This is a genomic window from Streptomyces violaceorubidus, from assembly GCF_000717995.1.
Classification (GTDB): domain Bacteria; phylum Actinomycetota; class Actinomycetes; order Streptomycetales; family Streptomycetaceae; genus Streptomyces; species Streptomyces violaceorubidus.
Genome location: NZ_JODM01000001.1, coordinates 217,010 through 235,194 on the forward strand (window position 1 = coordinate 217,010; position 18,185 = coordinate 235,194).

Genomic DNA, 18,185 nt, shown 5'->3' on the forward strand with positions numbered 1-18,185 from the left:
CACCCACACGCCTCGCGGCACCGCACGCCCCGACGGCGCCCGGCACCCCGACCGCCCGGTCGGGGTGCCGCGTGTTTCCCACCGCCCGGGGCTGTCGGTCCCGTCTCGTAGTCTTGAGCGCGTGCAGGAACTCCACGACGCCCCCCTCGCCCCGTTGACCACCTTCCGCCTGGGCGGGTCCGCGACCCGGCTGGTCACGGCCACCACCGACGCCGAGGTGATCGCCGCCGTCCGCGAGGCCGACGACACCGGGACCCCGCTGCTGCTCATCGGCGGCGGATCCAACCTGGTCATCGGCGACAAGGGCTTCGACGGCACCGCCCTGCACATCGCCACCCGCGGCCTGAGCCTCGACGGCACGACGCTGGAGCTGGCGGCCGGCGAGGTCTGGACCGACGCCGTCGCCCGCACCGTCGAGGCGGGCCTGGCGGGCGTCGAGTGCCTGGCCGGCATCCCCGGCTCGGCGGGCGCGACCCCGATCCAGAACGTCGGCGCGTACGGCCAGGAGGTGTCCGCCACGATCACCGAGGTCACCGCCTACGACCGCAGGAGCCGAGAGACGGTCGCCCTGTCCAACGCCGACTGCGCCTTCTCCTACCGCCACAGCCGCTTCAAGGCCGAGCCCGAGCGCTACGTCGTCCTGCGGGTCCGCTTCGAGCTGGAGGACGCCGGCGGCCTCTCCGCGCCGCTGCGCTACGCAGAGACGGCCCGCGCCCTCGGCGTCGAGGCGGGCGAGCGGGTGCCGCTGGCGGCCGCCCGGGAGACGGTGCTCGGACTGCGCGCCGGGAAGGGCATGGTGCTGGACCCCGAGGACCACGACACCTGGTCGGCCGGATCGTTCTTCACCAACCCGATCCTCACCGACGAGCAGTTCGCCGCCTTCCGCGCGCGCGTCGCCGAACGCCTGGGGGACGCCGCGGAGCCGCCCGCCTTCCCGGCCGGGGAGGGCCGCGTCAAGACCTCCGCGGCCTGGCTGATCGACAGGGCCGGCTTCACCAAGGGGTACGGCACCGGCCCCGCCCGCATCTCCACCAAGCACACCCTCGCCCTCACCAACCGCGGCGAGGCGACCACCGAGGACCTGCTCGCGCTGGCCCGCGAGGTCGTCGCCGGGGTCCACGAGGCCTTCGGGGTCACGCTGGTCAACGAACCGGTGACGGTCGGCGTGAGCCTGTGACCGGGCGCCGTAAGCCGGGGGCGGCGGGGGCGCCCGACCTGGCCGCGGGGCGTCGGCGGGCCCCCTCGCCCCGCGTCACCGTCCGGCCCTAGGACGCCAGCCAGTCGTCCACTCCCGCCAGCAGCCGGCCCTTCACGTCCTCGGGGGCCGCCGACCCCCGCACCGACTGGCGCGCCAGTTCCGCCAGCTCCGCGTCGGTGAACCCGTGGTGCTCGCGCGCGATCTCGTACTGGGCCGCCAGCCGGGATCCGAACAGCAGTGGGTCGTCCGCGCCCAGCGCCATCGGCACCCCCGCCTCGAACAGCTTCCGCAGCGGCACGTCCTCCGGCTTCTCGTACACGCCCAGGGCGACGTTCGACGCCGGGCACACCTCGCAGGTCACCTGCCGGTCCGCCAGCCGCTTCAGCAGCCGGGGGTCCTCCGCGGCCCGCACCCCGTGCCCGATCCGGTCCGCCTCCAGGTCGTCCAGGCAGTCCCGCACCGACGCGGGGCCGGTCAGCTCGCCGCCGTGCGGCGCGCTCAACAGGCCCCCCTCCCGCGCGATCGCGAACGCCCGGTCGAAGTCCCGTGCCATCCCGCGCCGTTCGTCGTTCGACAGCCCGAAACCGACCACGCCCCGCTCCGCGTACCGCACCGCCAGCCGGGCCAGCGTCCGCGCGTCCAGGGGATGCTTCATCCGGTTCGCGGCGACCAGCACCCGCATCCCGATCCCGGTGTCCCGCACGGTCGTCTCCACCGCGTCCAGGATGATCTCCAACGCGGGGATCAGCCCGCCCAGCCGCGGTGCGTACGACGTCGGATCGACCTGGATCTCCAGCCACCCCGACCCGTCCCGCAGGTCCTCCTCCGCGGCCTCCCGCACCAGCCGCTGGATGTCCTCCGGCGTCTGCAGGCACGACCGCGCCGCGTCGTACAGCCGCTGGAAGCGGAACCAGCCCCGTTCGTCGGTCGCCCGCAGCTTGGGCGACTCCCCGCGGCCCAGCGCCTCGGTCAGCGCCTCGGGCAGCCGTACGCCGTGCTTGTCGGCCAGTTCCAGCAGGGTGGTGGGCCGCATCGACCCGGTGAAGTGCAGGTGGAGATGGGCCTTGGGCAGTTCAGAGACATCACGTACACGCTCCATCTGGTGATCCTGCCGTACGACACGCCCGGCCCGACAGCACTTTCCCCGTTCGTGGTCTTGCTCGCACAAACAAACAGGGGCCGCACCGGAACGTTCCGGTGCGGCCCCTGGGGCGAGGGGGACGGTCAGTCCCGCGCCTCCGCCAGCAGCTTCTGGATCCGGCTCACGCCCTCGACGAGGTCCTCGTCCCCGAGCGCGTACGACAGCCGCAGGTACCCCGGTGTGCCGAAGGCCTCACCCGGCACCACCGCGACCTCGGCCTCCTCCAGGATGAGCGCGGCCAGCTCGACCGAGTCCTGCGGACGCCTGCCGCGGATCTCCTTGCCGAGCAGCGCCTTCACCGACGGGTAGGCGTAGAACGCGCCCTCGGGCTCCGGGCAGAGCACACCGTCGATCTCGTTGAGCATCCGCACGATGGTCTGCCGACGCCGGTCGAAGGCCTCCCGCATCTTCGCCACGGCGTCCAGGTCGCCGGAGACCGCGGCCAGCGCCGCCGCCTGCGAGACGTTGGACACATTGGACGTGGCGTGCGACTGGAGGTTGGTCGCGGCCTTGACGACGTCCTTCGGGCCGATGACCCACCCGACCCGCCAGCCGGTCATCGCGTACGTCTTCGCCACGCCGTTGACCACGATGCACTTGTCGCGCAGCTCCGGCAGCACGGCCGGCAGGGACACGGAGACGGCGTCGCCATAGACGAGGTGCTCGTAGATCTCGTCGGTCAGTACCCACAGACCGTGCTCGACGGCCCACTTGCCGATCGCCTCGGTCTCCGCCTCGCTGTACACCGCGCCCGTCGGGTTCGACGGCGACACGAAGAGGACGACCTTGGTCTTCTCGGTGCGCGCGGCCTCCAGCTGCTCCACCGTCACCCGGTAGCCGCTCGTCTCGTCGGCGACGACCTCCACCGGGACACCGCCGGCCAGCCGGATCGACTCCGGGTACGTCGTCCAGTACGGCGCCGGGACGATGACCTCGTCGCCCGGGTCGAGGATCGCGGCGAACGCCTCGTAGATGGCCTGCTTGCCGCCGTTGGTGACGAGGATCTGGGACGGGTCGACCTCGTAGCCGGAGTCGCGCAGCGTCTTCGCGGCGATGGCGGCCTTCAGCTCGGGCAGCCCGCCGGCCGGCGTGTAGCGGTGGAACTTAGGGTTCTTGCACGCCTCGACGGCGGCCTCGACGATGTAGTCCGGCGTCGGGAAGTCGGGCTCACCCGCGCCGAAGCCGATCACGGGGCGCCCGGCGGCCTTCAGGGCCTTGGCCTTGGCGTCCACGGCGAGGGTCGCGGACTCGGAGATCGCGCCGACTCGGGCGGAGACCCGGCGCTCGGTGGGAGGGGTTGCAGCGCTCATGACCCCATCGTTCCAGACCGGAAACCTCCCGGGCACAGGGGTTTCACGGACTGAACCGGACGGGTCCAGGACCTGAACGCCAGTCCGGTCCTCGGCCTGAACATCAGTCCGGACGTGCTTTCTGTTCGACGCCCGGCCCGTGAGCACGTACACTCTCACCTCGTTGGCCTTCAGCGGTCCGCGATCATCCGGTGCACACCAAGCATCCGGGCCGATGCGGTACGTTGGGGGACGAACAAAGGGTCGTAGCTCAATTGGTAGAGCACTGGTCTCCAAAACCAGCGGTTGGGGGTTCAAGTCCCTCCGGCCCTGCTACACACACCATCGCCAGGATGTGTGCGCATGTACGTACAGCAATGCACCGCCGTGCGGCTCCAACCGGGCGCGGCACGGCCACGACCCGGAATCAGGTGAGGACGAGTGACGGACGCCGTGGGCTCCATCGACATGCCTGATGCCCAGGACGAGGCGCCGGACTCCAAGAAGTCCCGCAAGGGCGGCAAGCGAGGCAAGAAGGGTCCGCTGAAGCGGCTCGCTCTCTTCTACCGCCAGATCGTCGCGGAACTGCGCAAGGTCGTCTGGCCCAGTCGCAACCAGCTGACGACGTACACCACCGTGGTGATCATCTTCGTGGTCATCATGATCGGCCTGGTGACTCTGATTGACTATGGCTTCTCTCACGCCGCCAAGTACGTCTTCGGCTGAGTCGAGAGCGAAGGGCGCCGAGGTACCCGGCGCCCCTTTCGCGTGTTCCACCCCTATGTATCCAGGAAGAAGCAGCCACAGTGTCTGACCCGAACGTGAACGACGCCATCGAGCCGGTCGAGTCCGTCGAGGACGAGCTCGGCACCGTCGAGGGCGCCGACAACGAGGACACCGAGGCCTCCGCCGAGGCCGAGGCTGCCGACGACACGGTCGTCGCGGAGACGGACGAGGACGACGCGGAAGCGGAGTCGGACGAGACCGCCGGGGCCGAGTCCGACGAGGACGCCACCGAGGCGGAGGCCGAGGCCGAGGAGCCCGACCTCGACCCGATCGAGAAGCTCCGCCAGGAGCTGCGCGTCCTGCCCGGCGAGTGGTACGTCATCCACACCTACGCCGGTTACGAGAACCGCGTGAAGACCAACCTCGAACAGCGCGCCGTCTCGCTCAACGTCGAGGACTACATCTTCCAGGCCGAGGTGCCGCAGGAAGAGGTCGTCCAGATCAAGAACGGCGACCGCAAGACGATCCGCCAGAACAAGCTGCCGGGTTACGTCCTGGTCCGCATGGACCTCACCAACGAGTCCTGGGGCGTCGTCCGCAACACCCCCGGCGTCACCGGCTTCGTCGGCAACGCCTACGACCCGTACCCGCTGACCCTGGACGAGATCGTCAAGATGCTCGCCCCGGAGGCCGAGGAGAAGGCCGCCCGCGAGGCCGCCGAGGCCGAGGGCAAGCCGGCGCCGCAGCGCAAGGTCGAGGTCCAGGTCCTGGACTTCGAGGTCGGCGACTCGGTCACCGTCACCGACGGCCCGTTCGCGACGCTCCAGGCCACCATCAACGAGATCAACGCCGACTCGAAGAAGGTCAAGGGCCTCGTCGAGATCTTCGGCCGCGAGACCCCGGTCGAGCTGAGCTTCGACCAGATCCAGAAGAACTAGTACCTCACCGGTACCTCTGGACGTACTGCTTCCGACCAGGTCAGGCTGCCGCTCACGCGGCGTCTGACCTGCTCGGTTTTTGGCCGCGCATCTATACCCGTTATCGTTGTGCGGTATGCCTGTGTCCGGGTAGCTCCCGAACGCGGGCAGGACCCGAATCGAAAGGACCCGGAGAGCTATGCCTCCCAAGAAGAAGAAGGTCACGGGGCTCATCAAGCTCCAGATCCAGGCCGGTGCCGCGAACCCGGCTCCGCCGGTCGGCCCCGCGCTGGGTCAGCACGGCGTCAACATCATGGAGTTCTGCAAGGCCTACAACGCCGCGACCGAGTCGCAGCGCGGCTGGGTCATCCCGGTGGAGATCACGGTCTACGAGGACCGCTCCTTCACCTTCATCACCAAGACGCCGCCGGCCGCCAAGATGATCCTCAAGGCCGCGGGCGTGGAGAAGGGCTCCGGCGAGCCGCACAAGACCAAGGTCGCGAAGATCACGCGTGACCAGGTCCGCGAGATCGCCACCACCAAGATGCCCGACCTCAACGCCAACGACCTGGACCAGGCGGAGAAGATCATCGCCGGTACCGCGCGTTCCATGGGCGTCACGGTCGAGGGCTGACCCTCCACCCCCGTAAGCAAGCAGTAGTAGTGGCAGGGCCTGCTCGGCCCGCACCACGACTCCTCAGAAGCCAACAGGAGCAGTAGTGAGCAAGCGCAGCAAGTCTCTCCGCGCTGCGGACGCCAAGATCGACCGGGACAAGCTCTACGCCCCGCTCGAGGCCGTGCGTCTCGCCAAGGAGACCTCCACCTCCAAGTTCGACGGCACCGTCGAGGTCGCCTTCCGTCTGGGTGTCGACCCGCGCAAGGCGGACCAGATGGTCCGTGGCACCGTGAACCTCCCGCACGGCACCGGTAAGACCGCCCGGGTCCTGGTCTTCGCGACCGGTGACCGTGCCGAGGCCGCGCGTGCCGCCGGCGCCGACATCGTCGGTGCCGACGAACTGATCGACGAGGTGTCGAAGGGGCGTCTGGACTTCGACGCCGTCGTCGCCACCCCGGACCTCATGGGCAAGGTCGGCCGCCTCGGCCGCGTGCTCGGTCCCCGTGGTCTCATGCCGAACCCCAAGACCGGCACCGTGACCCCGGACGTCGCCAAGGCTGTCAACGACATCAAGGGCGGCAAGATCGAGTTCCGCGTCGACAAGCACTCGAACCTGCACTTCATCATCGGCAAGACGTCGTTCGACGACACCAAGCTGGTGGAGAACTACGGCGCGGCGCTGGAGGAGATCCTCCGTCTGAAGCCGTCCGCCGCCAAGGGCCGCTACATCAAGAAGGCCGCCATCAGCACCACGATGGGCCCCGGCATCCCGCTCGACTCCAACCGCACCCGCAACCTCCTCGTCGAGGAGGACCCGGCCGCGGTCTGAGCGTAACGGCTCGCCCCACCGGTTCACGGGCCCCGCACCTTTCGAGGTGCGGGCCCGTCCCTTTTCCCGGCGCCCTGGGTTAGCGTGCGGGCAACGGACCCGCGCACGGGGCGCGGGAGTCGTACGGGGCGCAAGGGGTGGGCGGATGACGGGCACGAGGGCACGCCGTACGGTCGTCTCGGTAGGGGTGTCGGCGGCACTGGCGTGCGTCACCGCGTGCACCGGCCCCGGCGGATCCGACGGCTCCGGCGACGCCGCCCCTCCCGCCGCGTCCGCCGGTTCGACCGCGCCCTCCGCCTCCGCCCCGCCGTCCTCGCGCCCTCCGGCCGTCACCGGCCCTTCGGCGGACGCCTTGCGGGCCGTGGAGCGGGCCACCGGGCGGGCGGGTTCGGCGCGGGTGGAGTCCACGACGGTGATGGGCAGCGAACTGTCCCTGGACGCCGCGGGCGCCCTCGGCTGGGACGCCGGCCTCACCGGCACCCTGACGATCACCTACACGGGCGGCACGACCGCCGAGACCATGCGCCGCCTGGGCACCACCGCGATGGAGGCCCGCTACCTGCCCGACGCCTACTACGCCAGGATGGGCGACGCGTTCGCCGAGCGGCTGGACGGCCGGCACTGGATCAAGTACGTGTACGAGGACCTGGAGGAGCTCGACGGCGGCGCGGGCGACGACTTCGCCGAGCAGATGCGCAACACCACGCCCCACCGGGCGGTGAAGCTGCTGCTGACCGCCGAAGACGTGCGCAGGGTGGGCGAGGAGACGACGCGCGGCCGTCGCACCACGCACTGGTCCGGCACGGTGGGCGGGGCCACCGAGCAGACCGTCGACATCTGGGTCGACGACCGGGACCTGCTGGTCAAGAAGGTCGAGCGGGGACGCACGAAGACCGGGGAGATGACCCAGACCGCGTACTACGGCGACTACGGCGTCGCGGTCTCCGCCGAACGCCCGCCGGCCGCGGACACGGCGGACTTCAAGGAACTGCTGGCGTCGCAGGGGAGCTAGGACCGGACCGGGCGGACCGGAGCGTCGGAGAAATCACAAGATCGTTCGAACCGATTCGGCTAGGCTCGCGTCCTTGTCTCAAAGAACCGCAAAGAACTGCTGTGGAGCGACGGTGCGTCTCCTGTGCCCCTTCATGCTCCCGTGCTCCTGGAATCCCGTGGGGGGATATCGATGAAGACTTCCGTACGTATGCCCGTCGGCGCCGGACTCGCCGCGCTGCTGCTCGCCGCGGGGGCGGTGGGCTGCTCCAAGGACGACACGGCCTCCGAGTCCCCGGAGATGACGCCCGCGGCCGCCGTCGCCAAGGCGGCGAAGAACAGCGAGGAGATCAACTCCCTGCGCTACCGCATGACCGGCAAGGTCCCCGAGGAGGGCCGGGTCAAGGCCGAGGCGCAGATGCAGATCAAGCCGACGCTCGCGATGAGCATGAAGATGACGGCGCTCGACCAGGGTGCCGACGGCACCGCCGAGATCCGGCTCGTCGACAAGGCCATGTACATCGGCGGCGGCCCCGAGGCGGCCAAGGAGATGGACGGCAAGAGCTGGATCAAGTTCGACCTGTCCGCGATGGGCGCCGGTGACGAGCTGAACCAGCTGGGCGGCGCTTCCCAGGCCGACAAGAACCCGGCGACCGAGTCCACCTTCCTCACCGGGGCCAAGGACGTCGAGAAGGTCGGCACCGAGACCGTCGACGGCGTGAAGACCACCCACTACAAGGGCACGGTCGCCCTCGCCGACCTGGAGAAGTCGCTCGGCGACGAGGACAAGGCCACCCGGGAAAAGCGCCAGAAGAGCCTTGAGCAGTACGACAAGATGGGCCTCGACAAGCTCACGATGGACATGTGGGTCGACGGCGACGACCAGACCAAGCAGTTCCGCATGCGCGGCGACGCCGACAAGGGGCCGCTGGACATGACCATCACCTTCCTCGGGTTCAACGAGCCGGTGAAGGTCACCGCCCCGCCGGCCGCGGAGACCGCCGACCTGGGCGAGATGATGAAGGGCGCCCAGCAGGGCTGAGCCCGTGCGCCCGGCCCCTCCGGTCGCCGCGGGGGCGGATTTGCTTGACACTGCCCCGTTCACGTACGCTTCCACAGAAGCCAAAGACCGCTGGTCGTTGCCGTGTGTTCGAAAGAGGACACGGTGGCCGAAGGATCCGCTGAACTGCGGACGACCCGCGCAGGTGACTGTGGATGAGCTCCCGGAAGTCCCCGCCCCGTGCGGATGACGAACGGTCGAGCCACGCCCCGTGCGCCTGCGCCGGGGCGTTTCGTTTTCCCCAGTCCTCCTTCGGGTCCGCGCGGTCCGAATCACCCGGAAGGAGGCCGAGGCTCTATGGCGACGCCCGAAAAGGCTGCCGCGGTTGCCGAGCTGACGGACAAGTTCCGCAGCTCGAACGCCGCCGTGCTGACCGAGTACCGCGGTCTCACCGTGGCGCAGCTCAAGACGCTGCGCCGGTCGCTCGGTGAGAACGCCCAGTACGCCGTGGTGAAGAACACGCTGACCAAGATTGCGGCCAACGAGGCCGGGATCACGCTCGACGACCAGCTCTTCGCTGGTCCGACGGCCGTCGCCTTCGTCACCGGTGACCCGGTGGAGTCGGCGAAGGGTCTGCGCGACTTCGCCAAGGACAACCCGAATCTCGTCATCAAGGGCGGTGTCCTTGACGGCAAGGCGATGACCGCCGACGAGATCAAGAAGCTTGCGGACCTCGAGTCCCGCGAGGTTCTGCTCTCCAAGCTGGCCGGTGCCTTCAAGGCGAAGCAGTCCCAGGCTGCCTCCGTCTTCCAGGCGCTGCCCTCGAAGCTCGTCCGCACCGTGGACGCGCTCCGTGCCAAGCAGGACGAGCAGGGCGGTGCCGAGTAACTCGGCTCGCTTTCTGGTCCGGGCCGCCTGAGCGCGGCGCGGATCGCAGCGGGCCGACGTACGCCCGCCACACCCCGTACATCCGGCACCTGCCGAATTAGTGGAAGGACCGCCATCATGGCGAAGCTCAGCCAGGACGACCTGCTCGCCCAGTTCGAGGAGATGACCCTCATCGAGCTCTCCGAGTTCGTGAAGGCCTTCGAGGAGAAGTTCGACGTCACCGCCGCCGCGGCCGCCCCGGTCGTCGTCGCCGGCCAGGGTGGCGGCGCCGCCGCCGAGCAGGCCGAGGAGAAGGACGAGTTCGACGTCATCCTCACCGGTGCCGGCGACAAGAAGATCCAGGTCATCAAGGTCGTGCGCGAGCTGACCTCCCTGGGTCTCAAGGAGGCCAAGGACCTCGTGGACGGCGCCCCGAAGCCGGTCCTCGAGAAGGTCGCCAAGGACGCCGCGGAGAAGGCCAAGGAGTCCCTCGAGGGCGCCGGCGCCTCCGTCGAGGTCAAGTAAGACCGCACCGGCACCACGGATCCGTCAGGGTCTGTAACGCCGTAGCACCGAAGAGCGATCATCCATCCGGGTGGTCGCTCTTCGGCGTATCCGGCGTCCGGCGGCGGTCGCCTTGCACGCGTGACGGTGAAGAGTAGGGTGATCTTCGTCGTGCCGTCGCCGGGGCCCTGAGAGCCCCCTGGCGACAACCGGTCGGGGCAAGGGGGGCCTTGACGAACCGCACGCAGCGCGCAATTCTCAGGGCGTCGTCAAAGGATCCGAATCCGAGGCATGGATCGACGGCGAAGAGGGCAGTATCTGGGTGCGTTGAGGGCGAGGCCTTGCCGCACAGGTGGTGAGAACAACGAGGAGTGAACACGGTCCCCGAGAACCGCACTGGACATCAGTGTGCCAAGTGGCTACACTGTCCCTTTGCGCTGCCTGTTAGCTGCCCCCTGCCCGTCACCAGGGGTCTGCCCTCGCCCGAGCACTGACGACCAGAGCATGCCTGACCTGGCTTTTCAGCCACAGAAGGCACCCCCTGTCTCCGTGTGCGGAAGAGGGGCCGGTACGCGCGTAGTGAGTCCGAGCCCTCGGAAGGACCCCCTCTTGGCCGCCTCGCGCAATGCCTCGACCGCGAATACGAACAACGCTGCCAGCACCGCCCCGCTGCGCATCTCCTTTGCAAAGATCAAGGAGCCCCTCGAGGTTCCGAACCTTCTCGCGCTGCAAACCGAGAGCTTCGACTGGCTCCTCGGCAACGACGCCTGGAAGGCTCGCGTCGAGTCGGCTCTGGAGTCCGGTCAGGACGTCCCCACCAAGTCCGGCCTCGAGGAGATCTTCGAGGAGATCTCCCCGATCGAGGACTTCTCCGGGTCGATGTCGCTGACGTTCCGCGACCACCGCTTCGAGCCCCCGAAGAACAGCATCGACGAGTGCAAGGACCGTGACTTCACGTACGCGGCCCCGCTCTTCGTCACCGCCGAGTTCACCAACAACGAGACCGGCGAGATCAAGTCCCAGACGGTCTTCATGGGCGACTTCCCGCTCATGACGAACAAGGGCACCTTCGTCATCAACGGCACCGAGCGTGTCGTCGTGTCGCAGCTCGTCCGCTCGCCGGGCGTCTACTTCGACTCCTCCATCGACAAGACGTCCGACAAGGACATCTTCTCCGCCAAGATCATCCCGTCCCGGGGTGCCTGGCTGGAGATGGAGATCGACAAGCGCGACATGGTCGGTGTGCGCATCGACCGCAAGCGCAAGCAGTCCGTGACCGTCCTGCTCAAGGCCCTCGGTTGGACGACCGAGCAGATCCTCGAGGAGTTCGGCGAGTACGAGTCCATGCGCGCCACCCTGGAGAAGGACCACACCCAGGGCCAGGACGACGCGCTGCTCGACATCTACCGCAAGCTGCGTCCGGGCGAGCCCCCCACGCGTGAGGCCGCGCAGACGCTGCTCGAGAACCTCTACTTCAACCCGAAGCGCTACGACCTCGCCAAGGTCGGCCGCTACAAGGTGAACAAGAAGCTCGGCGCGGACGAGCCGCTGGACGCCGGCGTGCTCACCACCGACGACATCATCGCCACCATCAAGTACCTGGTGAAGCTGCACGCCGGTGAGACCGAGACGGTCGGCGAGTCGGGCCGGGAGATCGTCGTCGAGACCGACGACATCGACCACTTCGGCAACCGCCGCATCCGCAACGTCGGCGAGCTGATCCAGAACCAGGTCCGTACGGGTCTGGCCCGTATGGAGCGCGTCGTGCGCGAGCGCATGACCACCCAGGACGTCGAGGCGATCACGCCGCAGACCCTGATCAACATCCGGCCGGTCGTCGCCTCCATCAAGGAGTTCTTCGGCACCAGCCAGCTGTCCCAGTTCATGGACCAGAACAACCCGCTGTCGGGGCTGACGCACAAGCGTCGTCTGAACGCCCTCGGCCCGGGTGGTCTCTCCCGTGAGCGGGCCGGCTTCGAGGTCCGCGACGTGCACCCGTCGCACTACGGCCGCATGTGCCCGATCGAGACGCCCGAAGGCCCGAACATCGGTCTGATCGGCTCGCTCGCCTCGTACGGCCGGATCAACCCCTTCGGCTTCATCGAGACGCCGTACCGCAAGGTCGTCGAGGGCCGGGTCACCGACGAGGTCGACTACCTGACCGCCGACGAGGAGGACCGCTTCGTCATCGCGCAGGCCAACGCCACGCTCAACGACGACATGCGGTTCGCCGAGGCCCGCGTCCTGGTCCGCCGTCGTGGCGGCGAGGTCGACTACGTCCCCGGTGACGACGTCGACTACATGGACGTCTCGCCGCGCCAGATGGTGTCGGTCGCGACCGCGATGATCCCGTTCCTGGAGCACGACGACGCCAACCGTGCCCTCATGGGCGCGAACATGATGCGTCAGGCCGTGCCGCTCATCAAGAGCGAGTCCCCGCTGGTCGGCACCGGCATGGAGTACCGCTCCGCCGCCGACGCCGGTGACGTGGTCAAGGCCGAGAAGCCGGGTGTGGTCCAGGAGGTCTCCGCGGACTACATCACCACGACCAACGACGACGGCACGTACATCACGTACCGCCTGGCCAAGTTCTCCCGGTCCAACCAGGGCACCTCGGTCAACCAGAAGGTCATCGTCTCCGAGGGCGACCGCGTCATCGAGGGCCAGGTCCTCGCCGACGGTCCGGCCACCGAGAACGGCGAGATGGCGCTCGGCAAGAACCTGCTGGTCGCGTTCATGCCGTGGGAGGGTCACAACTACGAGGACGCGATCATCCTGTCGCAGCGCCTCGTGCAGGACGACGTCCTCTCCTCGATCCACATCGAGGAGCACGAGGTCGACGCCCGTGACACCAAGCTCGGCCCCGAGGAGATCACCCGGGACATCCCGAACGTCTCCGAGGAGGTCCTCGCCGACCTCGACGAGCGCGGCATCATCCGCATCGGTGCCGAGGTCGTCGCCGGCGACATCCTGGTCGGCAAGGTCACGCCCAAGGGTGAGACCGAGCTGACCCCGGAGGAGCGCCTGCTCCGCGCGATCTTCGGTGAGAAGGCCCGCGAGGTGCGCGACACCTCGCTGAAGGTCCCGCACGGCGAGATCGGCAAGGTCATCGGCGTCCGCGTCTTCGACCGCGAGGAGGGCGACGAGCTTCCCCCCGGTGTGAACCAGCTGGTGCGCGTGTACGTGGCGCAGAAGCGCAAGATCACCGACGGTGACAAGCTCGCCGGCCGCCACGGCAACAAGGGCGTCATCTCCAAGATCAACCCGATCGAGGACATGCCGTTCCTGGAGGACGGCACGCCCGTCGACATCATCCTGAACCCGCTGGGTGTCCCGTCCCGAATGAACCCGGGGCAGGTCCTGGAGATCCACCTCGGCTGGCTCGCCAGCCGCGGCTGGGACGTCTCCGGCCTCGCGGAGGAGTGGGCGCAGCGGCTCCAGGCCATCGGCGCCGACAAGGTCGAGCCCGGCACCAACGTCGCCACCCCGGTCTTCGACGGTGCGCGCGAGGACGAGCTGGCCGGCCTGCTCCAGCACACCATCCCGAACCGGGACGGCGAGCGCATGGTGCTCCCGTCCGGCAAGGCGCGGCTGTTCGACGGCCGCAGCGGTGAGCCGTTCCCGGAGCCGATCTCGGTCGGCTACATGTACATCCTCAAGCTCCACCACCTGGTCGACGACAAGCTGCACGCCCGGTCGACCGGCCCGTACTCGATGATCACCCAGCAGCCGCTGGGTGGTAAGGCCCAGTTCGGTGGCCAGCGCTTCGGTGAGATGGAGGTGTGGGCGCTGGAGGCTTACGGCGCCGCGTACGCCCTCCAGGAGCTGCTGACGATCAAGTCCGACGACGTGACCGGCCGCGTGAAGGTCTACGAGGCCATCGTCAAGGGCGAGAACATCCCTGAGCCCGGCATCCCCGAGTCCTTCAAGGTGCTCATCAAGGAGATGCAGTCCCTGTGCCTCAACGTGGAGGTGCTGTCCTCGGACGGCATGTCCATCGAGATGCGTGACACCGACGAGGACGTCTTCCGCGCAGCGGAGGAGCTCGGCATCGACCTGTCGCGGCGCGAGCCGAGCAGCGTCGAAGAGGTCTGACGGGAGTCAGGCGGGGCCTCTCACCCAGAGGCCCCGCCGATCCCGCGACCCCCGTTTCAGACCACAGACTTACAACCCTGAGAGGGATTGACGCATAGTGCTCGACGTCAACTTCTTCGACGAGCTCCGGATCGGTCTGGCCACCGCTGACGACATCCGTCAGTGGAGCCACGGCGAGGTCAAGAAGCCCGAGACCATCAACTACCGCACCCTCAAGCCCGAGAAGGACGGACTCTTCTGCGAGAAGATCTTCGGTCCGACCCGGGACTGGGAGTGCTACTGCGGCAAGTACAAGCGCGTCCGCTTCAAGGGCATCATCTGCGAGCGCTGCGGCGTCGAGGTCACTCGCGCCAAGGTGCGCCGTGAGCGGATGGGCCACATCGAGCTGGCCGCTCCCGTCACCCACATCTGGTACTTCAAGGGCGTCCCGTCGCGCCTGGGCTACCTGCTGGACCTGGCGCCGAAGGACCTCGAGAAGGTCATCTACTTCGCCGCGTACATGATCACCTTCGTGGACGAGGAGCGCCGTACGCGCGACCTGCCCTCGCTGGAGGCCCACGTCTCCGTCGAGCGCCAGCAGATCGAGCAGCGCCGCGACTCCGACCTGGAGGCCCGCGCCAAGAAGCTCGAGACGGACCTCGCCGAGCTGGAGGCCGAGGGCGCCAAGGCCGACGTGCGCCGCAAGGTGCGCGAGGGTGCCGAGCGTGAGATGAAGCAGCTGCGCGACCGTGCGCAGCGCGAGATCGACCGCCTCGACGAGGTGTGGAACCGGTTCAAGAACCTCAAGGTCCAGGACCTGGAGGGCGACGAGCTGCTCTACCGCGAGCTGCGCGACCGCTTCGGCACCTACTTCGACGGCTCCATGGGTGCGGCTGCCCTGCAGAAGCGCCTGGAGTCCTTCGACCTCGACGAGGAGGCCGAGCGCCTCCGCGAGATCATCCGCACCGGCAAGGGCCAGAAGAAGACCCGTGCGCTCAAGCGCCTCAAGGTCGTCTCCGCGTTCCTGCAGACCAGCAACAGCCCCAAGGGCATGGTGCTGGACTGCGTGCCGGTCATCCCGCCGGACCTGCGTCCGATGGTGCAGCTGGACGGTGGCCGCTTCGCGACCTCCGACCTGAACGACCTGTACCGCCGCGTGATCAACCGCAACAACCGCCTGAAGCGGCTTCTCGACCTCGGTGCGCCCGAGATCATCGTGAACAACGAGAAGCGCATGCTCCAGGAGGCCGTGGACGCCCTCTTCGACAACGGTCGTCGCGGTCGCCCGGTCACCGGCCCCGGCAACCGCCCGCTGAAGTCCCTGAGCGACATGCTCAAGGGCAAGCAGGGTCGTTTCCGTCAGAACCTGCTCGGCAAGCGCGTGGACTACTCCGCGCGTTCCGTGATCGTCGTCGGTCCGCAGCTCAAGCTGCACCAGTGCGGTCTGCCGAAGGCGATGGCGCTGGAGCTCTTCAAGCCGTTCGTGATGAAGCGCCTGGTCGACCTGAACCACGCGCAGAACATCAAGAGCGCCAAGCGCATGGTCGAGCGCGGCCGCACGGTCGTGTACGACGTGCTCGAAGAGGTCATCGCCGAGCACCCGGTCCTGCTGAACCGTGCGCCCACCCTGCACCGCCTCGGCATCCAGGCCTTCGAGCCGCAGCTGGTCGAGGGCAAGGCCATCCAGATCCACCCGCTCGTCTGCACCGCGTTCAACGCGGACTTCGACGGTGACCAGATGGCCGTGCACCTGCCGCTGTCCGCGGAGGCGCAGGCCGAGGCCCGCATCCTGATGCTGTCCTCGAACAACATCCTCAAGCCGGCCGACGGCCGTCCGGTGACGATGCCGACCCAGGACATGGTCCTCGGTCTGTTCTTCCTCACCACCGACGGCGAGGGCCGCGACCTCAAGGGCGAGGGCCGTGCCTTCGGGTCCGCCGCCGAGGCGATCATGGCGTTCGACGCGGGCGACCTGTCGCTCCAGTCGAAGGTCGACATCCGCTTCCCGGTGGGCACCATCCCGCCCCGCGGCTGGGAGCCCCCGGCCCGCGAGGAGGGTGAGCCGGAGTGGCAGCAGGGTGACACCTTCACCCTGAAGACCACGCTGGGCCGCGCGCTCTTCAACGAGCTGCTGCCCGAGGACTACCCCTTCGTCGACTACGAGGTCGGCAAGAAGCAGCTCTCCGAGATCGTCAACGACCTCGCCGAGCGCTACCCGAAGGTCATCGTGGCGGCGACGCTCGACAACCTGAAGGCGTCCGGCTTCTTCTGGGCGACCCGTTCCGGCGTCACCGTGGCCATCTCCGACGTCGTCGTTCCCGAGGCGAAGAAGGAGATCGTCAAGGGCTACGAGGCGCAGGACGAGAAGGTCCAGAAGCAGTACGAGCGCGGTCTGATCACCAAGGACGAGCGCACGCAGGAGCTCATCGCGATCTGGACCAAGGCGACCAACGAGGTCGCCGAGGCGATGAACGACAACTTCCCGAAGACCAACCCGATCTTCATGATGGTGAACTCGGGCGCACGAGGCAACATGATGCAGATGCGTCAGATCGCCGGTATGCGTGGTCTGGTGTCGAACGCGAAGAACGAGACGATCCCGCGTCCGATCAAGGCGTCCTTCCGTGAGGGCCTGTCCGTGCTGGAGTACTTCATCTCCACGCACGGTGCCCGTAAGGGTCTGGCGGACACCGCTCTGCGTACCGCCGACTCGGGTTACCTCACGCGTCGTCTGGTCGACGTCTCGCAGGACGTCATCATCCGCGAGGAGGACTGCGGCACCGAGCGCGGTCTCAAGCTGCCGATCGCCGTGCGCGACGCGGACGGCACGCTGCGCAAGGCGGACGACGTCGAGACCAGCGTGTACGCCCGCATGCTCGCCGAGGACGTCGTCATCGACGGCAAGGTGATCGCGCCGGCCAACGTCGACCTCGGTGACGTCCTGATCGACGCCCTGGTCGCCCACGGCGTCGAGGAGGTCAAGACCCGTTCGATCCTGACCTGCGAGTCCCAGGTCGGCACCTGCGCCATGTGCTACGGCCGCTCGCTGGCCACCGGCAAGCTGGTCGACATCGGTGAGGCGGTCGGCATCATCGCCGCCCAGTCCATCGGTGAGCCCGGTACCCAGCTGACGATGCGTACCTTCCACACCGGTGGTGTGGCCGGTGACGACATCACGCAGGGTCTGCCGCGTGTCGTCGAGCTCTTCGAGGCCCGTACCCCGAAGGGTGTCGCCCCGATCTCCGAAGCCTCCGGCCGCGTCCGGATCGAGGAGACCGAGAAGACGAAGAAGATCGTCGTCACCCCGGACGACGGCAGCGACGAGACGGCGTTCCCGATCTCGAAGCGCGCCCGTCTGCTGGTGGGCGAGGGCGACCACGTCGAGGTGGGCCAGAAGCTCACCGTGGGTGCCACCAACCCGCACGACGTGCTGCGCATCCTGGGTCAGCGTGCCGTCCAGGTCCACCTGGTCGGCGAGGTCCAGAAGGTCTACAACTCGCAGGGCGTGTCGATCCACGACAAGCACATCGAGATCATCATCCGGCAGATGCTGCGCCGCGTGACGATCATCGAGTCCGGCGACGCCGAGCTGCTGCCCGGCGAGCTGGTCGAGCGGACGAAGTTCGAGACCGAGAACCGTCGTGTGGTCCAGGAGGGCGGTCACCCGGCCTCCGGTCGTCCGCAGCTGATGGGTATCACCAAGGCTTCGCTGGCGACGGAGTCCTGGCTGTCGGCCGCCTCCTTCCAGGAGACGACCAGGGTCCTGACGGACGCGGCGATCAACGCCAAGTCCGACAGCCTCATCGGCCTCAAGGAGAACGTCATCATCGGTAAGCTCATCCCGGCCGGTACGGGCCTGTCCCGCTACCGCAACATCCGGGTGGAGCCGACCGAGGAGGCCAAGGCCGCGATGTACTCGGCCGTCGGCTACGACGACATCGACTACTCGCCGTTCGGCACGGGCTCCGGCCAGGCCGTTCCGCTGGAGGACTACGACTACGGTCCGTACAACCAGTAAGCGGGCAGCTTGATAC

Annotated in this window: 13 protein-coding genes and 1 tRNA gene; 12 read left to right on the forward strand and 2 right to left on the reverse strand. The window is 68.3% G+C overall.

Annotated elements, in window-relative coordinates; all coding sequences use genetic code 11:
- Positions 1-121 precede the first annotated feature (121 nt).
- The gene (locus tag IE94_RS0101085) at positions 122-1,177 is read left to right on the forward strand and encodes a UDP-N-acetylmuramate dehydrogenase (RefSeq protein ID WP_030145433.1); all 1,056 of its coding nucleotides are present in this window, start codon (positions 122-124) and stop codon (positions 1,175-1,177) included.
- Between the two features lie 88 nt (positions 1,178-1,265).
- On the opposite strand, the gene IE94_RS0101090 is transcribed toward IE94_RS0101085, so the two are convergent.
- Together IE94_RS0101090 and IE94_RS0101095 are read right to left on the reverse strand one after the other, a co-directional pair.
- Positions 1,266-2,297: an adenosine deaminase gene (locus IE94_RS0101090; RefSeq protein WP_030145434.1), complete on the reverse strand. Its 1,032-nt coding sequence runs from the start codon at positions 2,295-2,297 to the stop codon at positions 1,266-1,268.
- Between the two features lie 125 nt (positions 2,298-2,422).
- Positions 2,423-3,649, reverse strand: a complete 1,227-nt coding sequence (locus tag IE94_RS0101095; protein ID WP_030145435.1) for a pyridoxal phosphate-dependent aminotransferase — start codon at positions 3,647-3,649, stop codon at positions 2,423-2,425.
- A gap of 239 nt (positions 3,650-3,888) precedes the next feature.
- Here IE94_RS0101095 and IE94_RS0101100 point away from each other — a divergent pair.
- The 11 genes from IE94_RS0101100 to IE94_RS0101150 all read left to right on the forward strand — a co-directional run bounded on the left by IE94_RS0101100 (position 3,889) and on the right by IE94_RS0101150 (position 18,169).
- A tRNA-Trp gene (locus IE94_RS0101100) sits at positions 3,889-3,961 on the forward strand.
- A gap of 108 nt (positions 3,962-4,069) precedes the next feature.
- Complete coding sequence (gene secE / locus IE94_RS0101105; RefSeq protein ID WP_003974317.1) at positions 4,070-4,354, forward strand: preprotein translocase subunit SecE; 285 nt, start codon at positions 4,070-4,072, stop codon at positions 4,352-4,354.
- An 80-nt stretch (positions 4,355-4,434) separates the two neighbouring features.
- Positions 4,435-5,292, forward strand: a complete 858-nt coding sequence (gene nusG / locus IE94_RS0101110) for a transcription termination/antitermination protein NusG (RefSeq protein WP_030145436.1) — start codon at positions 4,435-4,437, stop codon at positions 5,290-5,292.
- A gap of 178 nt (positions 5,293-5,470) precedes the next feature.
- A complete protein-coding gene (rplK, locus tag IE94_RS0101115; protein ID WP_003974315.1) occupies positions 5,471-5,905 on the forward strand; it encodes a 50S ribosomal protein L11 in 435 nt (144 codons plus the stop codon).
- Positions 5,906-5,990: 85 nt separating this feature from the next.
- A complete protein-coding gene (gene rplA, locus IE94_RS0101120) occupies positions 5,991-6,716 on the forward strand; it encodes a 50S ribosomal protein L1 (protein ID WP_030145437.1) in 726 nt (241 codons plus the stop codon).
- 145 nt (positions 6,717-6,861) lie between these two features.
- On the forward strand, positions 6,862-7,728 hold the full coding sequence (locus IE94_RS0101125) for an SCO4651 family lipoprotein (protein ID WP_030145438.1): 867 nt from the start codon (positions 6,862-6,864) through the stop codon (positions 7,726-7,728).
- A gap of 171 nt (positions 7,729-7,899) precedes the next feature.
- The gene (locus tag IE94_RS0101130) at positions 7,900-8,748 is read left to right on the forward strand and encodes an SCO4651 family lipoprotein (RefSeq protein WP_030145439.1); all 849 of its coding nucleotides are present in this window, start codon (positions 7,900-7,902) and stop codon (positions 8,746-8,748) included.
- A 315-nt stretch (positions 8,749-9,063) separates the two neighbouring features.
- Positions 9,064-9,594 (forward strand): 50S ribosomal protein L10, encoded by a 531-nt coding sequence (gene rplJ / locus IE94_RS0101135; protein WP_030145440.1) that lies wholly within the window; start codon positions 9,064-9,066, stop codon positions 9,592-9,594.
- A gap of 117 nt (positions 9,595-9,711) precedes the next feature.
- The gene (gene rplL / locus IE94_RS0101140; RefSeq protein WP_030145441.1) at positions 9,712-10,098 is read left to right on the forward strand and encodes a 50S ribosomal protein L7/L12; all 387 of its coding nucleotides are present in this window, start codon (positions 9,712-9,714) and stop codon (positions 10,096-10,098) included.
- Positions 10,099-10,686: 588 nt separating this feature from the next.
- Positions 10,687-14,172, forward strand: coding sequence for a DNA-directed RNA polymerase subunit beta (rpoB, locus tag IE94_RS0101145; RefSeq protein ID WP_030145442.1), 3,486 nt, complete (start codon positions 10,687-10,689; stop codon positions 14,170-14,172).
- Between the two features lie 97 nt (positions 14,173-14,269).
- Positions 14,270-18,169: a DNA-directed RNA polymerase subunit beta' gene (locus tag IE94_RS0101150; protein ID WP_030145443.1), complete on the forward strand. Its 3,900-nt coding sequence runs from the start codon at positions 14,270-14,272 to the stop codon at positions 18,167-18,169.
- Positions 18,170-18,185 lie beyond the last annotated feature (16 nt).